Origin of the sequence: Janibacter limosus NBRC 16128 (assembly GCF_001570985.1) — a bacterium.
Classification (GTDB): domain Bacteria; phylum Actinomycetota; class Actinomycetes; order Actinomycetales; family Dermatophilaceae; genus Janibacter; species Janibacter limosus.
The window spans coordinates 1-17,512 of the sequence record NZ_BCSS01000039.1; the positions used below are offsets into that span (position 1 = coordinate 1).

15 protein-coding genes are annotated in these 17,512 nt (G+C 63.9%); 13 read left to right on the forward strand and 2 right to left on the reverse strand.

Going from position 1 to position 17,512, the window contains the following annotated elements:
* Window positions 1-422 precede the first annotated feature (422 nt).
* The 8 genes from JLI01S_RS16740 to JLI01S_RS17025 all read left to right on the forward strand — a co-directional run bounded on the left by JLI01S_RS16740 (window position 423) and on the right by JLI01S_RS17025 (window position 11,478).
* Window positions 423-854 carry a hypothetical protein gene (locus JLI01S_RS16740; RefSeq protein WP_084349426.1) on the forward strand — a complete coding sequence of 144 codons (432 nt, stop codon included), beginning with the start codon at window positions 423-425 and terminating at the stop codon, window positions 852-854.
* A gap of 1,444 nt (window positions 855-2,298) precedes the next feature.
* Window positions 2,299-2,538: a hypothetical protein gene (locus JLI01S_RS13200; RefSeq protein ID WP_068265385.1), complete on the forward strand. Its 240-nt coding sequence runs from the start codon at window positions 2,299-2,301 to the stop codon at window positions 2,536-2,538.
* Between the two features lie 11 nt (window positions 2,539-2,549).
* On the forward strand, window positions 2,550-2,888 hold the full coding sequence (locus tag JLI01S_RS13205) for a hypothetical protein (RefSeq protein WP_068265387.1): 339 nt from the start codon (window positions 2,550-2,552) through the stop codon (window positions 2,886-2,888).
* The gene (locus JLI01S_RS13210) at window positions 2,885-5,518 is read left to right on the forward strand and encodes an ATP-binding protein (protein ID WP_084349421.1); all 2,634 of its coding nucleotides are present in this window, start codon (window positions 2,885-2,887) and stop codon (window positions 5,516-5,518) included. The genes JLI01S_RS13205 and JLI01S_RS13210 overlap by 4 nt, the downstream gene beginning before the upstream one ends.
* Window positions 5,518-7,587, forward strand: a complete 2,070-nt coding sequence (locus JLI01S_RS13215) for an MFS transporter (protein WP_068265391.1) — start codon at window positions 5,518-5,520, stop codon at window positions 7,585-7,587. Before JLI01S_RS13210 ends, JLI01S_RS13215 begins: the two co-directional genes overlap by 1 nt.
* Window positions 7,584-8,105, forward strand: coding sequence for a hypothetical protein (locus JLI01S_RS17020; RefSeq protein ID WP_157074960.1), 522 nt, complete (start codon window positions 7,584-7,586; stop codon window positions 8,103-8,105). The genes JLI01S_RS13215 and JLI01S_RS17020 overlap by 4 nt, the downstream gene beginning before the upstream one ends.
* Window positions 8,105-9,169 carry a M23 family metallopeptidase gene (locus JLI01S_RS13225; protein WP_068265395.1) on the forward strand — a complete coding sequence of 355 codons (1,065 nt, stop codon included), beginning with the start codon at window positions 8,105-8,107 and terminating at the stop codon, window positions 9,167-9,169. The genes JLI01S_RS17020 and JLI01S_RS13225 overlap by 1 nt, the downstream gene beginning before the upstream one ends.
* A gap of 608 nt (window positions 9,170-9,777) precedes the next feature.
* Window positions 9,778-11,478 carry a hypothetical protein gene (locus JLI01S_RS17025; protein ID WP_157074961.1) on the forward strand — a complete coding sequence of 567 codons (1,701 nt, stop codon included), beginning with the start codon at window positions 9,778-9,780 and terminating at the stop codon, window positions 11,476-11,478.
* 92 nt (window positions 11,479-11,570) lie between these two features.
* Here JLI01S_RS17025 and JLI01S_RS17030 read toward each other — a convergent pair whose 3' ends face one another.
* Window positions 11,571-12,392 (reverse strand): hypothetical protein, encoded by an 822-nt coding sequence (locus JLI01S_RS17030; RefSeq protein ID WP_157074962.1) that lies wholly within the window; start codon window positions 12,390-12,392, stop codon window positions 11,571-11,573.
* A complete protein-coding gene (locus JLI01S_RS13240; RefSeq protein ID WP_068265401.1) occupies window positions 12,368-13,192 on the reverse strand; it encodes a hypothetical protein in 825 nt (274 codons plus the stop codon). Before JLI01S_RS13240 ends, JLI01S_RS17030 begins: the two co-directional genes overlap by 25 nt.
* Before the next feature lie 117 nt (window positions 13,193-13,309).
* On the opposite strand from JLI01S_RS13240, the gene JLI01S_RS13245 reads away from it, so the two are divergent.
* The 5 genes from JLI01S_RS13245 (at window position 13,310) to JLI01S_RS13260 (ending at window position 17,494) form a co-directional block, all read left to right on the forward strand.
* Entirely contained in the window at window positions 13,310-13,747 is a 438-nt protein-coding gene (locus tag JLI01S_RS13245; RefSeq protein ID WP_068265402.1) for a plasmid replication, integration and excision activator, read from the forward strand.
* The gene (locus JLI01S_RS13250; protein ID WP_169797330.1) at window positions 13,747-15,336 is read left to right on the forward strand and encodes an FtsK/SpoIIIE domain-containing protein; all 1,590 of its coding nucleotides are present in this window, start codon (window positions 13,747-13,749) and stop codon (window positions 15,334-15,336) included. Before JLI01S_RS13245 ends, JLI01S_RS13250 begins: the two co-directional genes overlap by 1 nt.
* The gene (locus tag JLI01S_RS17745) at window positions 15,323-15,637 is read left to right on the forward strand and encodes a WhiB family transcriptional regulator (protein ID WP_068265408.1); all 315 of its coding nucleotides are present in this window, start codon (window positions 15,323-15,325) and stop codon (window positions 15,635-15,637) included. Before JLI01S_RS13250 ends, JLI01S_RS17745 begins: the two co-directional genes overlap by 14 nt.
* Window positions 15,634-15,897, forward strand: coding sequence for a hypothetical protein (locus JLI01S_RS16745; RefSeq protein WP_084349423.1), 264 nt, complete (start codon window positions 15,634-15,636; stop codon window positions 15,895-15,897). Before JLI01S_RS17745 ends, JLI01S_RS16745 begins: the two co-directional genes overlap by 4 nt.
* A 97-nt stretch (window positions 15,898-15,994) precedes the next feature.
* Entirely contained in the window at window positions 15,995-17,494 is a 1,500-nt protein-coding gene (locus tag JLI01S_RS13260; RefSeq protein WP_157074963.1) for a replication initiator, read from the forward strand.
* Window positions 17,495-17,512: the final 18 nt, after the last annotated feature.

The following is a 17,512-nucleotide window of genomic DNA, read 5'->3' on the forward strand; positions in this document are numbered from 1 at the left end:
CACTTCGGGGGGCTGCTCGGAGCGGCATAGGTCGCGCTGTGCAGGCGAATCAAAAACTGAGTGCCCCCGGCTGGAATCGAACCAGCGACACCTTCTTTAGGAGAGCGCTCTGGGCGCTGGCCGGCTGGCTGGTCTCCCGGATCTATCGGGGGAACCGTGGCAACCGGGAGCGGTCGGAGAGGTCGTTCTCGACCGGTGTGTGCCCATTTGGTGCCCACGGCAACGTTGTGGCCAGGAAGAGGCGCCGACCCGATAGCGGAGCACAAGAGCCGTCCGGAGTGGCCGGGTCAAGGGTGGCCGTAGGCCATCGCGAAGCGACGCGCAGCGCCCTGGACGCGGTCCGGAGGCCGGCGGATGCTCAAGTGTCGGGTCGACTCCTCGGAGGACGCCCAAAGTATCTACCGGTCACTACTGTGATTGTCATGGCTCGTGCTAACAGTGACGAGGCGTACGTCCTCGATCTATGCGATCAGGTACTGGGGGAACGTAGCCGACGACAACACCGCTTCGACTGGCTGCTCGGGGACGTCGGTAAGAACGGGTCCGCCCGCCGGCTGCCCGTAGATGGTTACTGGCCAGGGTGCGGACTCGTTGTCGAGTACCGGGAACTGCAGCACGACCGCCCGACGGCTCATTTTGACAAGCCGGATCGTTTGACGGTCAGCGGTGTCCACCGAGGAATCCAACGAGCTATCTACGACGCGAGACGTGAAGAGTTGATCCCAGCGCACGGACTCCGCCTGGTGGTGGTGAAGCCGGCTGACTTGGACGCCGATGCTCGAGGCCGGCTGCGACGATCAGCCGAGGCGGACTTGATTTCGCTGCATCGGCTGCTGGGAGTGGATCCCGGCTGACGCGCGGGGTGCGGTGGGGTGCGCGTAGGCGCGCCAGCGCCGGAGCGCGGGGTCCCCATCGCGGGGCCCCGCGCTTCTTCGCGCCGGAGGCGCGCTTGAGTCAGTAGGGAAAGTCATCACACGAACCGAGGGGGTTGGAAAGGGCGACGGATGCTGTCGAGCTACATCGGTCGCAGTTTTGTTGCCGCCGTTCGTGAGGTAGGGGCCAGCGGCCCTATACGTCGGTCCCCTCTTGGTCGTCTCGCGAGTCGCGAGGCTTTGCTGGCTGCCGCGACACGAACGTAGGGTTAAAAGGCCCTTCGCGGAGGTGGGCAGGAAGTCGTTGCACGAACGGCTTCAGTCCAAGATAGGTGAGAAAGAGACCCACGATGAGTATCGATGGGCTTACAAGTTTCGGCAACGCCGATTGCGGTGACCACCCAATGACCGCAAACAGTCCGATAGTGAAAATTGGCAGTCCGAAGGAGAAGGCCCAAACGTAAAGATCTTGGTTGCGTGGTGCCGGCCTCGTGTCGGGGACGTTGCCCTGAAGAATTTCACTTTGGATACGGGATCTTTCACTGAGTAGGTGTAGAACCCAGGTCAGCCCTATGGCGCACGGCACCACGACGGCAGGGAATAGGGCGGGAGGTACCCACGTCCCCTTCCCCTCGATGTCGCGCAGTTCGGCCACGTTTGAAGTTGCCCCTGCATTGTGCGCGGAAGCTGCCAACAGGGCGAGCAGTACTAGGGGAACACAAGCTACGAGGAGTAGGTGAACAGGGGAGACGTAGTCAGCCGCGATGATTTTCGCGATCACCTCGTCGCGGCGCTTTACCAGCGCATTCCTAGCGGCGGGCGCCAGGTCACGGCGATCGAGCAACTCACTTAGCGCCGACTGTCTGCGCTTGAGGCGCCCGCGAGCTGAGAAAGCTGCGAATACAACACCTCCGAATGACGACGCACCTCCGATTACCGCGACGAGGTCCTTGATCTCGGTTACCGTCCACGGCCCCATCAGGGAGTCATCACAGTGACGACACTGCACCGAGTCGCCGGGGGGAAGGTGTCGCCGAGAACCTCAATCGATTTGGCCACCGTGAATGCTCCTGCCGTGTGATCCGCGAGCGTGCCCTGAACTGTCCTGTCCGCGTAGCGGGCGGTGACACGCTCAACCGTACCGCCCGCTTCGTTACCGGTGGTAGCAGTGTCTGAGTTGATCCGCAGTGGGCCAGCTCGACTGTGGCGGAGAAGCGCCTGTGGACAATCGCCTGCAGCGACCGTTGGCCTGTGGTGTCCTGAGTTGGCGGGCAGGATTCGTGGAACCAAAAGAGCGTTATTCGTGCGAAAGATGCGCAGTGCGCTGTGCGCTGCGTACGTTTGTGGTGTGCGGATAGTCCGCCACTGATCAGGAAGAGGAGTGGTTTTCATGTTGGGTTTGAACGTTACGTCTCGGGTTACTGCGGTGTCGGCGGACATCGTCAATACAGACGGGCTGAAGGGTGAGCTCTTCGGTCTGCTCGGCATCGGCATCATCGCGGTGGGTCTCGTTGCACTCTTCGCCTTCGGGACCAAGAAGTCGGGCGTACGCGACCTCCTATCGACTTTGGGAGGGGTTCTGATTGTCTTCCTCATCGTTGGTCTGGCCGGTCTCGTCGGCACTTCGACCGGCCGCGAGATGGTCTCGGCCATCTTCAACTTCTGAGGTGGGCAGCCGTGCGACTGACGACGGACGACCGCGTATGGCGGTTCCAGGGACGACTCGTCGAGGTGGACGGGATCGAGATTCCTATGCACCCGCGCTACGTGGCCGTGTTCATTTGGCTGGTTCTCGCTCCGGTTCTGGCGCTGGTCTTCTCGCCTCTGGGGTGGTTCCTCGCGGCCGTCTCTGGAGCGGTCTTCGGCGGAATTTGTTCTTGGGTCCTGGCCGACTTCGTCACTGGTGACGTCCCGTTCGGCGCATGGGTCCGGATCATCCGATCAGAGCTGACGACGCGGCGACGGTACCGCCGTGACCGGCTCGACCAAGACGCGAAGGTGGGTGACCTGCGATGAAGTTTGCAAAGTCGAAGGAAGCAATGGGCCGGGGCCTCGATGTGTCATTGCCGAAGTCGTATGACTGGCAGCTGACCGGGGTCTCGGGGCACGTCACGACCGCACGCGGCGAGGTGCGCGCCTGGTACGTGCTACGAGAGGTCGACTGGGAGTTCCTGTCCACCGACCAGCGGGAAGCGCACATTCACAACGCCGCTCGGGTGCTCACGGGCCTTGGCGGCCGCACGGTTCATGAGCGGGTGTCCTCGATGCCTTTCGCGGCGTCGATGTGGGCTGCGGCTCTGGATGCTGGTACTCCGAGCCCGGTCGACGAGGCGGCATGGCGCGACTATTTGGCTGGCGGTCAAAGGGTGCTGGCCTCGCGGTCGCTCTCTGCGACTCCGGTCCTGTGGGGCGTCTCGGTTGGGAACGAGTCAACGGTGGCGCAGATGCTCTCCGGGCTTCGTGGCGGCGACCGCGCAGGTCGTGCCGCGTCCCGGATGAGTACGGACATCGAGAACCTCGATGCGCTCATGGAGTCGCTGGGCCGGCCGGCCACGCAGCGCGAGGTGGAATGGCTGGTCGCCAGATCACGCGGTCTCGGACTGCCCAACCCATCGCCGTCATGGGCCGCAGGAGCTGAGCCGGTGGACGTCTTCGACCTGGCCGGCGTGATGGATCAGGTCGAGGTCCACCCCGGTCCCATCGGATCGCGCACCCTGCGCCTGGTCGGGGCCCCGGATCGCTCGAGGACGGTCGACCCCGTGGAGACGCATCTGGCCGTGCTGTCGATGGCTCGCATGGAGGATCGCTCCATCCCAGAGACCTCCCCACCGTGGGCGGCCTATGCGCGCCGCTACGGAGGCTTCGAGATGTCCGCGCACTTCGTCGTGCGGGACGGGCGAGGAGCTGCCAAGGATGTGGAGAAGCGATTGCAACTGATCCACGACCAGAAGGACCAATTCCAGCGCGTGGACTCGCGTATGGAGCCGCCCATGCTCGGACAGGCGCACCGGGCGGCGCGCTCGATGAAGCACGAGATGGAGGAGGGCTACGGCACCGAGTCCACCCGCGTCTACGCCTACGTCCGGTTCGCTGTGGCCGCCCCGACGAGCAAGGCGGCCCTGGAGCGGGCTCAAGGTTTGATCAAGCACTACGAGGCCGAGCGGATCGACCTGAAGTTCATGCGCAACGTCGAGGGCGCCTACCGGGAGTTCGTGCCCGGTGAGAGCATCTCGACGACTGCTCACCTTCGGCACATGCCGGTGGTGACATATGCAGCAGGGCTGCCGAACGTGTCCAGCCGACTGGGCGATCGCGAAGGCCACCTGATCGGCTCAACAGTCGGAGCCGGTGGCCACCCCTTCATCTGGGACATGCACCAGGGCATGGAGCAGTTCTCCCGGTCTGGCCTCACGCCCTTGGTTTCTGGTCTCGGCGGCGGGAAGTCCACGCTGATGGGGCTCTTCGCGGCGTTGGAAACGCTGTCGAACGTCTCAACGACGGTCTTCGACCCGTCAGGTCCGTTGGCGCGGATCACGAAGTGGGCGCCCATCGAGCATGTGTCGAGCGCGTTGAACCTGCTCGACGCTGCAGAGGGGACGTTGTCTCCCTTCGGCGTGGTGGTGGATCCGACCTCGGAGTCGATCGAGGCAGATGACGCGGTGCAGGAGAAGCTTCGGACGCTGGCCACGCGGCGGGAGCGGACCGACTACCTCGGGCAGAAGTGGCAGGACGCCCGGCAGGTGGCTCGGATGGAGCGCACGGCGCTGGCTCTGGACGCGATGCGCAGCATCCTTCCCGAGGGGGTCATGTCCGGGTCGATGACCGAGGTCCTTCTATCGCGAGCTCTGTCGCAGCAGGAGAGCACTCAGTACGGGTCGCTGGCGGACGTCGTCGAGTTGCTCGCGGACCGGTCGCTCTTTCCTGAGGACATGGCCCGGACTCTGTACGAGAGCCTGCACCAGATGATGGATCATCCGCGTACGCGGTTGTTCTTCAACACGGGCTCGCCGGCGCAGTCCTCCGCACGCCTTCTGGTCATCACTCTTCCGGGCATGAGCCTGCCGAAGCAGGAGGCTGAGCGTTCGTCGTGGTCTGTCGATGAGCGACTGTCGGTGGCGGTGCTCAACCTCGCGGCGCAGTTTGCGTCGTCGCGGATCTACTCGGGTGGGATGAACGAGCGGAAGTTCGTCGGCCTGGACGAGGCGCACCGTCTGTCGGAGTGGGCCTCGGGTCGAAACCTCTTCGCGCGTCTCGAGCGAGACAGTCGGAAGTGGAACGCGCGCATCGTGACTAGCTCGCAGGACCGACACACGGCTCTGTCCGCGCAGTCGGCCTCGAAGGCGCTCATCAGTGATGCCTTCATCGGCGCCCTGGACGACCCGGACCAGCAGGAAGACGCCCTGCGTCTGATCGGGGTGAAGACCGGCGTCGGTTATGAACGCACCCTGGGCAACCTGCGGTCTCGCGAGGGGACTCCCGAGAGCGCGGAGTACCGCGACTTCGTCGCACGAATCAACGGCAAGGTCGGGCGATTCCGGGTGAACCGCGATCTTCTCCCAGGGCTCTGGGAGCTGCTGGACACCCGCCCCAAGGGCCTAGACCGCCGCAACGTCGGTGGCGTCGCCAGCGAACTGGAGTGGGTCTGATGCGGACCGTCTATCGAGTCGTTCTGTCCCTGCTCGCGGCGAGTCTTGGGACGTTCGTCCTTGGCGTGGCTCCGGCTGCTGCCGCTCCTGACCCCTTCGGCTGCGAGACCGCGCCTGTGGCCGAGTCGCCGGCTGATGGTCTGGGCGGATGGTTGCTCCCCCCTCCCGAGACTGCGCCGAAGCAGGTCGACCCGACTTCCGGCGCCAGTCTGCTGCAGAACCACGGCGTTGCTGGGCTGTCGTGGTTTTCCTTCGACGACGACTGCGACTTCGGCACTGGTGATGTGACGGACAAGCCGGCTGAGGTCACGGACGGGATCGCGTCGACCGTCTTCCTTCCCGCGGTGCTCTCGGCGGGTGCGACGGTGTCGGCGGGGAACGCGTTTGGCAACCCCGACTGGTTGGACTTCCTCGACCCGGTCTTGCAGCACACGTCGACGGCCATGGCGAAGTCCTTCGCAGAACCGTTGATGCCGATGTTCATCCTCGTCGCGGCGCTGTCGGCTCTGGTCTTCGCTGCTCGTCGACAGGTCAGCCAGACCCTGCGGGTGTTGGTCTTCGTGCTGATCGGTCTGTGTGTCGTCGGTCTGACCGTTGGTTGGCCGATCAAGGCATCGAAGGCGGCTGACGACACGGTGTCGGCGGTCGTGCTGACCGGGCAGAAGAACATCATCAGCGGCAAGGATGAGCCGCCGACCCAGGCGGACCGGGAGCAGCCTGGCGCCGTGTTTGTCGGGCCGCTGTACAAGGCTTTGGTCTGGGACGTGTGGCTGCGTGGCCAGCTCGGCTCGGATGACTCGGCCGTGGCGCAGAAGTACGGATATGAGCTGTACGCCTCCAGGACTCTGACTTACGCGGAGAAGGACCAGGTCAACCGTGACCCGAGCGGGGCCGGGAAGAAGATCTACGAGCAGAAGAAGAAGGACTTCAAGGAGGTCGCGTCGAAGATCAAGGACGAGGACCCGAGCGCCTACAACACGTTGACCAACTCCAACTTCGGTCAGCGAATGGGCCTGGCTATCGGCGGCTCGCTGGTCGCCCCCACGGCGTTCTCCCTTCCCTTCCTGGCCTTCGTGCTCCTGCTCCTGTGCTTCCTCTACTGGCGCTTCACCGTGATCCTGGGACCGATGCTGGGCGCCGTCATGGCGATGATGCCGTCCGTCGCTCGCTCAGTCGCCCGCAAGTTGGCCGCAGTGGCTCTCAACACCGTCATCTTTGGCCTGGGCGCTGCCGTATACATCGCCTTGGCCCGCTTCATCACCGAAGCCAACGAGATCCCCTTTGGCTGGCAATGCCTAGCGGTGGGGGTATTGACCCTCGTCGGGTGGATCGTCCTGCACCCGGTCAGAGCTCTGACGCGGTTCACGTCGTTGAACATGCCCGGTGCGGACGCTTCAGCTGCGCACGGAGTGGTCACGGTTGCCAAGACAGTCCTGACGATCGCAGCCGGCACAGCGCTCGGTGGTGCGGGTGACGACGAGGAAGAGGAGGGGGAAGAGGAAGAAGAAGGGAACGACAAGGAACAGTCCAAAGATGGTGGTGGCAAGCCCACACACCAGTGGAAGGACGACGACTCCGCTGAGACCGAGCGAGATGTCGACGAGGAGTCCTCCGAGAAGGATTCGGCGGACGAGCCCGGCGTCGCTGTGCAGCCTGCCGACTCGCCTACGTCGGCACCGATCACACAGGACGTCCCCACCCAACTCGAGGTGGAGGAGGACGCCAGGGCTGAGCGCCCCCCTTCGCCCGTTGTTGTGACGGTCGATGACGTGCAGGTCGACGTGCCGAAGGGAGAGGACCCCAGCCCAATCGCGGAGGAGGGCCCCAACCTCGCGCCCGCGGTGCCCGTGGTCGTCATCGAGGACTCGTTGTCTGACCCGATCGAGCAGGTGGTGTCCGCACAGGCAGCGCCATCCGATCCCATCCCGGCACGTTACGACGACGGCGCTGTGACTGAGGGCGGGCACGCCAACCCGGATGAGGCGGGATGGGTCTTCTACGACGCCTCCACGAAGACCTTCGTATCCAGCAATGGCCTCGAAGAGGTAGATCGGGGCGAAGCGTCGTGAAGCGCAAGGGACAGATCGTGCGAGGCGCGCTCGTGGTCCTCGCTGTCGTAGCTGCGGTGATCGTGACGCGGGTGATGCCTCACGAGGAACAAGGACTGGCGACGCCGCCTTCGCAGTCAGGCGGGCAGTCCAGCTCATCCATTCCGATCGTGGCCTCGTCGAGGTCGTCGCACGGCGCTGTGAAGGGGGCGACCACCGCTCTGTGGGAGAAGACAGCGCAGTCGTTCATCAGTCGCTACGACAACACCAACGGTGGCCGACGCGCGTGGTTGAAGCGGCTTCGTCCTGTGGTGAGCGATGACGTGTACGAGGGTCTGAAGAGCGTCCAACTGGAGAACCTGCCGACAGGATCCTTCGGCGCTGGTGAAGTCGCTTCCCGTGCTGAGGTCGGGGGCAAGATGCGGTTTCCCTTGCGCGGCGGGTCGATCGGCGGAGTGGACGTCACGGTTTCCGTCGCGGATGAAGGAACCTTGCGCGTGACCGGCTTTGTCCCGGTCTCAGGACAAGAGGTGTCCTGATGGACCCATGGGTTGCTGGCGCTCAGTTGGCCTGGCGGTATCGACGAATCATCGTGGCACTCCTGGCCGCCTTCGTCGTCGCCATGTGGCTGTTCCTGCTCGTGGTGGTCGCGGCCTCCACCGGGGGCTTCTCGGCGAACGAGGATGCATCCGCGGGAAGCTCGTCGATCACCTGCGTCGGCGCCTCACCCACTGGCGTGGGCCTGTCCCAGGAGCAGGCCGACAACGCAGCGAAGATCATCGCGGTGGCCAAGAAGTTGAAGGTCTCGACGCGAGGACAGGTTGTGGCGATCGCGACGGCCCTGCAAGAGAGCTCTCTCAACAACCTCGACCACGGCGACAGGGACTCGCTTGGCCTTTTTCAGCAGCGGCCAAGCCAAGGGTGGGGCTCGATGTCGGAGATCCAAGACGTCGTTAAGGCAACAGAGGCCTTCTTCGGTCGTGCCAAGCACACGAACAACCCCGGTCTCCTCGATGTGAAGGGGTGGCAGAGCATGCCGATCACAGTCGCGGCACAGACGGTCCAGGGCTCCGGGTTTCCCGAGGCCTACGCACAGCACGAAGCGAAGTCGGTAGCCATCGTCGAAGCGGCGAGTGGTGAGACCGGGCTCTGTGAGCAGATTTCGGTGGGTGGGTCCGGAAAGTGGAAAGCGCCCCTTCCGGCGAAGGGGCTGGTGCGCAGCTCTCCCTTCGGAATGCGAGTCCACCCCATCACCGGCGCCTCGCGGATGCACGAAGGGACCGACTTCGCTGCGCCCGAGGGGATGCCGATCTCGTCCATGAGCAGCGGCAAGGTCGTCCACGCCGACGTGATGAGCGGCTACGGAAACCTCGTCATCGTCAATCACGGCGGAGGCATCACGACTCGATACGCACACATGAGCCGAATCGACGTGAAGGTCGGACAAGCTGTGAAGCCGGGCCAACGAATCGGCGCGGTTGGGAACACGGGCCAGTCGTCAGGGGCGCACCTGCACCTAGAGGTGAGGGTGCGCGAGGAGGCGGTGGACCCACTGCCCTGGCTGAAGGACAAAGGGCTCGATTTGAGCGGAAAGGGAACGTGATGTGGGAGAAAATGCGGCGATACGCTGGGGCCATGACGAGCGAAGTGACTGATCTCCTGAGGCGTGCACGGGCGGCCTCATCAGAGGTTGAGTCGTTGGAAGCGTCGCTAGCGGATGCCCTTGCCAAGCGCAACGCGCTGTTCCTCGAGGTTGCGGCCACAGGCATGTCCGCGAGTCAGATTAGCGAGCAGGTGGGTGGCCGACTCGGCACAAGCGGTGTTCGATACGGCATCCTGAAAGCTCGGGAAGCGCGCTGAGGAGGCGGTCACCGTGAGGAGCGTAGCGAGGTATCCAGAGGTCCGGGAAGACGGGTCGATGTGGGTGTCGCTCGCTCCACCGCCGGCTCCCGTGTACCAGCAGCTTTCGCGCGTGACCTCAGACGTCGTCGGTATGCGTGCGGTCTTGGTGTACTCGACCGAGTGGGTCATGGATCTCCGCATTTTCAGTGCTCCGTACGAGGAGCGCACAGACAAGACGCGTTGGGTGGTTCAGCTCTGCGACGAGGGCGCCTGGTACGACTACCGCCGGCACGGTAGGGAGCCCGAGGAGCATGAGCGCTTAGTCTCCTCGCTTCAGCTGGTCTTCATGCTTCACCATCCAGGACCTCGATGAATTCCAAGTCCGAACCAGAGATCTGGGTGGCGGAAAACGAGCCGGTCGCGACGTTCTTTCTGCACCTTCCAGAGGTCATCGCATGGCCTGAAGGCTCTTCAGTGCGTGATCTAGTCAAAATTGGACCTCGCCTGCATCGCAACCTTGAGTCTGACGCTAGGGAGGTCGCACACCCTCATGATGATGAGGGTGTGCGGGATCTCATTAATGCGTACGTTCTCGCGTCCTCGATACTCCTTCATCAAATTCCTGTAGACCTTGCTGTGGCCTCTGGCCTGGACGCCACGATGGCGGCTGTAAAAATGGGTGTACCTACAACCCTTAAGGATATAAACGATCGCCCTGCCGACGATTCCACTCGCGACATGGTTCCCAGTGGGTATGTGACGATCGCGGAGGTGGCAATTCCTCTGCAGGTGCGCGCTGCGATTATGGCAGCGGATCGCCTCGAGGAGGGGTTCGTTCTCCCGGGTCCAGAAGATGCGAGAGCGCTGATAGAACCCGCACTTGATGCCGCAGTGGCAGTTGTTGCCAAATTCCAGGCTGATTATCATTCGGTAACACGCCAGCCCCTGACGATCCTGACTCGAGAATTGTTGCCTTCGTTGGTCCCGTATGTTCTTCGCGCGTTCAGCGAAATTCCTGGTGGCGAAGCGACTGAAGTTTGCCTGTTCTTGGTTAATGGGACTATCTCACGAATATCTGAAGTGCCCGAATTGGCCCCAGAGAAGGTGGAAGCAGTTCACGTGGCGAGCGGCCAGAACCAAGCAGTGCGCGCCTATCTTGATTTGCATAGGCAAGGGGCGGTCGCGCTTCAACGAGGAAATTATCGCGAGGCTGCAGTGATGTTCTCTACCGCTTCGGAGGCTCTCCTTAATATTGTTCTCTGCCACATGAGATGGGAAGAGGGGCTTACTCCCGAGGAGAGTGCGGCAGACTGGCCCGATGGTTTAGTCACGCGAGTTAAGACGCAGTTTTCCAAACGACTGGGCGGAGACTGGAATGTTTCTGGCCGCGGTGCAGTGGGAGCCTGGGCAAGAGATGTGGCTGCTGTCCGGCATCGAGTAGTGCACGCTGGCTACTTGCCAAGCCGCTCGGAAGCTGAGAGAAGCATGGTTGCGCTTGAGGAGCTCCTAACCTTCCTTGGGGATCGCCTTGTATATGGAAGAAATCTTCGTGAATATCCGCGTACGGCCTCGGAGCTGCTTACTGAGGGCGGGCTTCGACGCCGGGACCGTTATCCCAATTGGCTTGAAAAGATGCAAATGGACCCCACGGAGCCTCTGTGGCATAAATGCTTTGGTGAGTGGTACTCGGTCCATCTCAGGCTGCTGGCAGATAAGGACCGTCCACGAATATCAGATGAATCGCGCTCGGAACTGCTCTGTGTCTATTTGAGTGCAGAGGATTATCGCTGGATTCTTCGAGATCCTGTGACATTACAGGCGGCCGAAGTCCATGCAGTCATACCCTCGCCAGCCGACGATCCCGTGGCCACCTTTCGTAAGCTTCGAGAGCTACCGGGGGGTGATGATCCGAATTATCCGATCAGCATCGGCTGCGAAAGGGTGGAGGGGGTGGAGGTCTCCCGTTTTGGGCCTTGGGTTGAGCAGTACCATCTGTGCCCAATGTTCGGTGTAATGTGGGACGGGTCGGACTTTGATGTACCTTGGCCATTATCTGCCGCAGGTGGATAGGCCGCGCGGGAGATGTGTTTCGGGCGCCGAGAGCAAAACCGTCGCGCTTATGGCGTGGAATTGAGCAGTGACCGCCTTGTCTGAAACCTCGCTCACAAAGGCCCATGAATGACAATGGCTGTCTTGTCGTCATGAGGCTTGCTGCGTGGCCACTGGATGCCCTCTGGGTCTCGCGATTCCGCTTCGTGAACCTCTCTTAGGATGGTTTCGAGATCGCACTGAGCGAATGCACCCCATGAAGAGAAGATGCCATAAGTGCAGCCAGCGGCGGCCCCGTCTGTCGCTAGGACCAGGGCATCAATGCCAGATAGTGAACGTGTCAGAGTCAGGCCGTGATTCGCGGCTTTGGGATCACTGCCCGCTATCCAGTATCCACCCGGCTGGTTTCGAGCGGCCGCCTGTTCAGCCTGAAGTCGTTGGAGGAGCTGACGGTGTTCCTCAGTGAAGCCGTGCCCAGCCGTGAGGCGCGACCTGTACTCCTCACGGATAGTTCGTCCGACGTCCGCTACTCGTGAATCAGACAGCTCTTCCTCGCTCGTGGCTGCGATCAACGAGGCCGTGCTGTCGCCAAGGAGGTACACCTCGACTCTCTCGTGGCACCATCGGGCAAGGGCGATGGTGCTAGTCGGACAGCTTGCAGCGTCGTCGCCGTGCAGGTCCGCTACGGTCCGGATGGCTTCCTCGACGATCTCGGCTGTGGAGTGATGGATGCCTCTCTCGAGTCCTGCTGACAGCCCTTCCTTGAGGTGGTCGGCATACCAACCACCGTCATGCTCGAGCTGAGTAGTCGCGAATGACGAGGCGCCGTCCAGCACAAAAGCCCATCCATCGCCGTACCCGTAGCGATCTTGGTTCTTCTCGCCGCCGGCAAGCGTGGCTGCAGTGATCTCTACGCGTGGGTGACCGGTCCCCATGCGACCTCCGTCGTTGTTGGTGTCAGGCCCTCGAACTGTGAACGCACGGCCATCGAGAAGTCCTTGGTTCCTACAGCATCGTGGAGGGACCGCAGATTCTCTGCAAGGTAGGAGACTGCACCGACTGAGCCGAGAGCGTGGATGCCAGCCACTACCAGGACTGTCTTGCCGTCGCGCGTCACCCGACCGAGGTAGGCGACGTCCTCCCCCTTCGCCCCGCTGTCGAGCGGCGACTCGAATCGTTGGCCGGTGGCGCGGTCCTCGATGACCCATTGGCCGCCGTCGACTTCGTGAAAGGCCAGCACGGGATCGTGGTCGAGGATCTCGGCCGACACGTGGGACGACTTGGGTCCGCAGATCACGACGGCTTCGTGCGCTGGCGTCCAGGCACCATCGACGGGGATCGCCACCGGCCGGACCTCGAAGGCCAGATCCCTCAGGACGTCCGACATGATCCGAGCAGACTCTGCGTCCTCCAGGGCGACAACACCTTCTGGCCGCTCACTGCTGTGCCGCGTCGGTGTGGCGACGTCGATCGGGCCGACCCCGAAAAAGGCTCGCTCCGTGGCCGGCGCGTCCTTGCGAATCTGCGAGATACGCCCCCGAGTCAGGCCGAGCTCCGCACCCACAGCACTGAACGTCCCGCCGCGCTGCTCGACCACGCGGTTGATGGCGTCGCGCCGGATCCGGGCAAGTTCGTAACCACGCTGGCGGTACAGCGACATGAGGTCGCCGGCCATGCGTGCTTGCTGGAGAGGGTCAGACTCGCGCCGGACCGCCTCGAAGGGGTCGTTGTCCACAGAGTCAGTTTAGAAGGTCTTGACGAGATCCCAAACAGGCCCTAGTTTAAGAGCCGGCCCTACGTATAGGGCTTCTAAACACACCTAGTGTTTAGGCCTACTAGACAGGAGAAGGTCATGGCTGTTAGCCGTCGCATGGAGATCGGATTCGGATCGGTGTTCCCGGCTGGGGCGTACCTCGTGGGTGAGGTGGAGCCCGTGCAGGACTACAACGCGGACCAGCGCCCCGACGGAACTCGTCCCCAGCAGGTGGACCCGGATACGGGAGAGCTGATCTGGACGGTTCCGGTCCTCGACGCCGACCCTGAGGCCCGCAAGAACGAGAAGACGATCAACGTCAAGATCATGGCTCGTCAGCAGCCGGTGCCGCCGGCCAACCCCGGCGACCTTCCCTTCGTCCCGGTCGAGTTCGAGGGCCTGACTCTCACGCCGTGGATCGACGACAACGGGGTGCGACCCAAGCTCGCATGGTCCGTCCGGGCCAAGGCCATGACGGCGCCGGGCAAGGCGTCCAAGACCTCAACCGCGGGTCGCTCGGAGTCGGCGGCTGCGTGATGACTGCTCTGGGTGCGTGGGGTGGCCGTCTGGCTCGTGGGCTGATGCTTGCGGGTCGGGCGGTCGCCCCCGGGGTTTGGCGCCTTGCCGTCGCGTGGGTCGCGCTGGTGGTCCTCGCTGAGCTGGTGGCTGCTGCTCCCGGGCGGGTCGATCAGTTCGACATCCTCTCGGTGGGGCCGTGGGACACGTCGTGGGTCGCACCCTGGGCAGGGCTGCTGCAGGCGATGGCAACTCTCGTCGTGTGGATCCTCGTCGCGCTCGTGGCCCTTGTGCTGGCGTTGTCTCTCGGCCTGCCGGACTCGGTGGCGGCATGGATCGGTCGGCGAGACGTACGTCGCTCCTTCGTCGAGGTCGCTCGCGCCGCCGGGCTGTCGGATCGAGTGGACGACGGCAACGAGTCACGGTGGATCGATCCTCGGTTGCTTCGCGTGACCTCGCAGGGCGGAGTTGTGACGGCCCGAGTTCGCGCTCGTCGTGGGCAGACGTCCACCGACCTCGTGGCGGGCGCCGAGAAGCTTGCCGCCGGTGTCGATGCCGCGGCCTTCCGCGCCTCCTCGGTCTCGCCCTCGGTGGCGGACGTGCGGCTGACAATGATGGATGCATTGGCCGGGTCGACGACTGCCGCCTTGCCCACGGACCGCCCTCTGGGAGCGGCGCTCGATCCGGCCGACGTGGGTCGCGATGAGTCCGGGATGCCTTGGCAGCTGTCGTTGGTCGGCAAGCACACCCTCGTGGCGGGCCGCTCGGGATCGGGCAAGGGGTCGGTCCTCTGGGGTGCTGTCGCGTCGCTCGCCCCGTGGATCGCCCAGGACACGGTTCGGGTGCACGGCGTGGACCTCAAGCGCGGCGTCGAGATCGCGATGGGCGACGGGCTGATGTACCGCACCGCCTACCGGCCCGAACAAGCACTCGTGGTTCTGCGCGACCTCCTGACGATCATCGACGAGCGAGCCTCGCGCATGGTGGGCCAGTCCCGTCTACATGAGCCCACGCCGGGCGACCCCCTGCACCTCCTCGTCATCGACGAGCTCGCCGCGCTCACCGCCTACGCAGACGTTGAGGTGAAGAAGGAAGGGAACCGGCTGCTCGCGGAGATCCTGACCCAAGGGCGAGCCATGGGCGTTGTCGTGGTCGCCTTCGTGCAGGACCCGAAGAAGGAGACCGTCCCGGCGCGCGGCCTCTTCACCCAGACCATCGCCCTTCGCCTGGCATCGGCCGACGAGGTCCGGATGGTGCTCGGTCAAGGTATGAGCGACGAAGCGCCGGCCCACCGGATCCCGGCCGACATGCCCGGGACCGGCTACCTGGTCACCGAGGAGGGCTCGGTCGCTCGGGTGCGCGCGCACTACTGGTCGGACGCTCTGATCAAAGCAACGGCCGCGCATTTCCCAGCCGCCGAACGGTGGATACCGCCGCTGGATCAGATCGCAGCCGCGGGACCCGTCCACCACGTGCAGACCACCCAGATCGAAGGGGGCGAACCCTCACGACCTCGTGAACGCCGCCCTCGCTCGCCCCGCTCCAAGACAGCAGACAACGAGACGACGAACGTCGTTGCACTGAAAGGAGTTCGTGATGGTGCCCAATGAAAGGTCCGGCGACGCGAATCGCACGCTGGCAACTCTGAACACCCGAGGGGCATGCGTGGGTCACCCGCACCCCGACTGGTGGTTCCCCGAGCGGGACGAAGACGTGACACACAGGGCTCTGCAGGTGTGCGCCTCGTGCCCGGTCCGCACGTTGTGCAGGGACTACGCCCAGGAGTGGGACGAGGAAGGGGTATGGGGTGGCGTCATCGTCCATGCAAGCGATGGGCAGCCCCTGGCCAAGCTTCCCAAGGAGTGGACCGGCCTGACGCTGCCAGGTCTCGAGCTGGGTGAGACGGCATGAGCTGGATGCTGGCCGTTGCCCCATCTCAGGTGCTTCCCCTTCGCTCGACGCTCGGTCGTGGTGCTGCGGTCGCCTGTGATGAATGCGGAACCGTCTTCGTCCGTCGCGCAGATGCACGGGTGTTGTTCCGGAGCGCATCGGACGCCATCGCAGCAGCCACGACCTATTGCGAGGGTTGGTCGTACGTCATCGGCAACGGACGCGACCACCTCGTCTGCATCGACTGCGTGACCACACGCGAAGCGGCGGGCGACCTCTGATGCAACAGCGTGGCCGACGCCGCCTGTCGTGGATCGCGGTTGCTTTCCTGATCGTGGCCGTAGCCCGACTGGTCCTGCATCTGCTCGGGTGGCTGGCGTGACCGCCCCGGCGCACCTTCAGCAGCAAGGACTGGACGGACTCACCGAGCGGGCTGCCTCGGCCGTGTATGACCTCACGACCCGCGGGGCCCTGGGCAAGTTCACTGAGGCCGCGAGTCGGGTTGGCTTCTGCCAGAGACCCATTCGCTTGGCAGGGCGCGCGATGACTGTCGACACCCGTACCGGAGAAGCGACCTCGCAATATTCCTCGGCAGACGCGCCGCTGGGCGTCCTCCTGACCCGCTGCGGCAACCGTCGCGAATCGGTGTGCACCTCGTGCTCACGGGTCTACGCCAGGGACACCTTCGAGATGATCCGCTGCGGCCTCGAAGGGGGCAAGGGAGTTCCCGAGCGCGTCGCGGAGAACCCTCTCGCCTTCGTCACGGTGACCGCACCTTCCTTCGGCCCGGTGCACTCCACGCGTGGCGGTCGCACCTGTCATCCGCGCGGCAACACCACGTGCCCTCACGGACGGTCCCTGTCGTGCACGAAGACGCACCTGAAGGATGACCCGGCGGTGGGCTCACCCATCTGCCCAGACTGCTACGACTACCTCGGGCACGTCGTCTGGCAGTACCACGCTCCTGAGCTGTGGCGGCGAGCAATTCAGGATGTCAGCCGCCAACTCGCCGCTCGGCTTGGCGTGCCGGTCTCGAAGGTCTCCAAGGTGGTCTCTCGGCAGTACGGGCGCACCGCGGAGATGCAGGCCCGTGGTGCCGTGCACTTCCACGCGCTCTTTCGCTTGGATGGTCCGCTGGACGAAGGGATCGGGGCGGCATGTGGCGTCGGTGTGGACGTCATGGTGGATGCGATCGAGGCGGCCTTCTCGAGAGCCCAGGTGCAGGCACCGCCGACATTCGAGCACGACCAGTCACGTGTCCTGCGGTGGGGCGAGCAGATCGACATTCGCGTTGTGCGAGAAGGGTCCCGAACAGACGACCCTGATGCGCCGATCACGGGCGAGCAGGTCGCAGCCTATCTGGCGAAGTACTCCACCAAGGACACCTCCTTGGCGGTGCCTGACGGTGCGCACGTTCACCGGATCAAGCAGACCTGCGCAGAGGTCCACGAAGCGGCCATCCGTCGCGCCGAGAGTCGCCGAGCCGGTGAGGAGGTGGCAGTGCCGGTCGATTCCGAGGGCCGCGATCACTACGTGCTGATCGGCAAGTGGGCGAAGGAGCTCGGCTATCGGGGCCACTACTCGTCCAAGTCGCGGTGCTACAGCGTCACCTATCGGACCTTGCGTCGCCGGCGCGCACGCTTCCAACAAGTCATGCAGGAAGAGACTGAGAGGGCCCAGCGCGCAGGGAAGCCCGTCGACCTCGCGGCCGTGGAGGAAGCCCTACTGAGCCAAGAGGACGAGTCTGAAACCTCGGTGGTGATCGGTGTCTGGGAGTTCGTGGGCGTCGGCTGGACCAACCAAGGAGAGGTAGAGATCGCGACAGCAGCAGCGGCCAGGGCGCGCGAGTACGCCCAACTTCGGGCTGGCAAGCAGTGACCACGCAGGAGCAACGAC

What these genes read in the sequence shown, in the direction of transcription:
- JLI01S_RS13250 (WP_169797330.1), top strand. Translation starts at nt 13,747, where the DNA reads ATGACTGCTCTGGGTGCGTGGGGTGGCCGTCTGGCTCGTGGGCTGATG.
- JLI01S_RS17030 (WP_157074962.1), bottom strand. Translation starts at nt 12,392, where the DNA reads ATGGGGACCGGTCACCCACGCGTAGAGATCACTGCAGCCACGCTTGCC.
- JLI01S_RS16740 (WP_084349426.1), top strand. Translation starts at nt 423, where the DNA reads ATGGCTCGTGCTAACAGTGACGAGGCGTACGTCCTCGATCTATGCGAT.
- JLI01S_RS13225 (WP_068265395.1), top strand. Translation starts at nt 8,105, where the DNA reads ATGGACCCATGGGTTGCTGGCGCTCAGTTGGCCTGGCGGTATCGACGA.
- JLI01S_RS13210 (WP_084349421.1), top strand. Translation starts at nt 2,885, where the DNA reads ATGAAGTTTGCAAAGTCGAAGGAAGCAATGGGCCGGGGCCTCGATGTG.
- JLI01S_RS13215 (WP_068265391.1), top strand. Translation starts at nt 5,518, where the DNA reads ATGCGGACCGTCTATCGAGTCGTTCTGTCCCTGCTCGCGGCGAGTCTT.
- JLI01S_RS17025 (WP_157074961.1), top strand. Translation starts at nt 9,778, where the DNA reads ATGAATTCCAAGTCCGAACCAGAGATCTGGGTGGCGGAAAACGAGCCG.
- JLI01S_RS13245 (WP_068265402.1), top strand. Translation starts at nt 13,310, where the DNA reads ATGGCTGTTAGCCGTCGCATGGAGATCGGATTCGGATCGGTGTTCCCG.
- JLI01S_RS16745 (WP_084349423.1), top strand. Translation starts at nt 15,634, where the DNA reads ATGAGCTGGATGCTGGCCGTTGCCCCATCTCAGGTGCTTCCCCTTCGC.
- JLI01S_RS17745 (WP_068265408.1), top strand. Translation starts at nt 15,323, where the DNA reads ATGGTGCCCAATGAAAGGTCCGGCGACGCGAATCGCACGCTGGCAACT.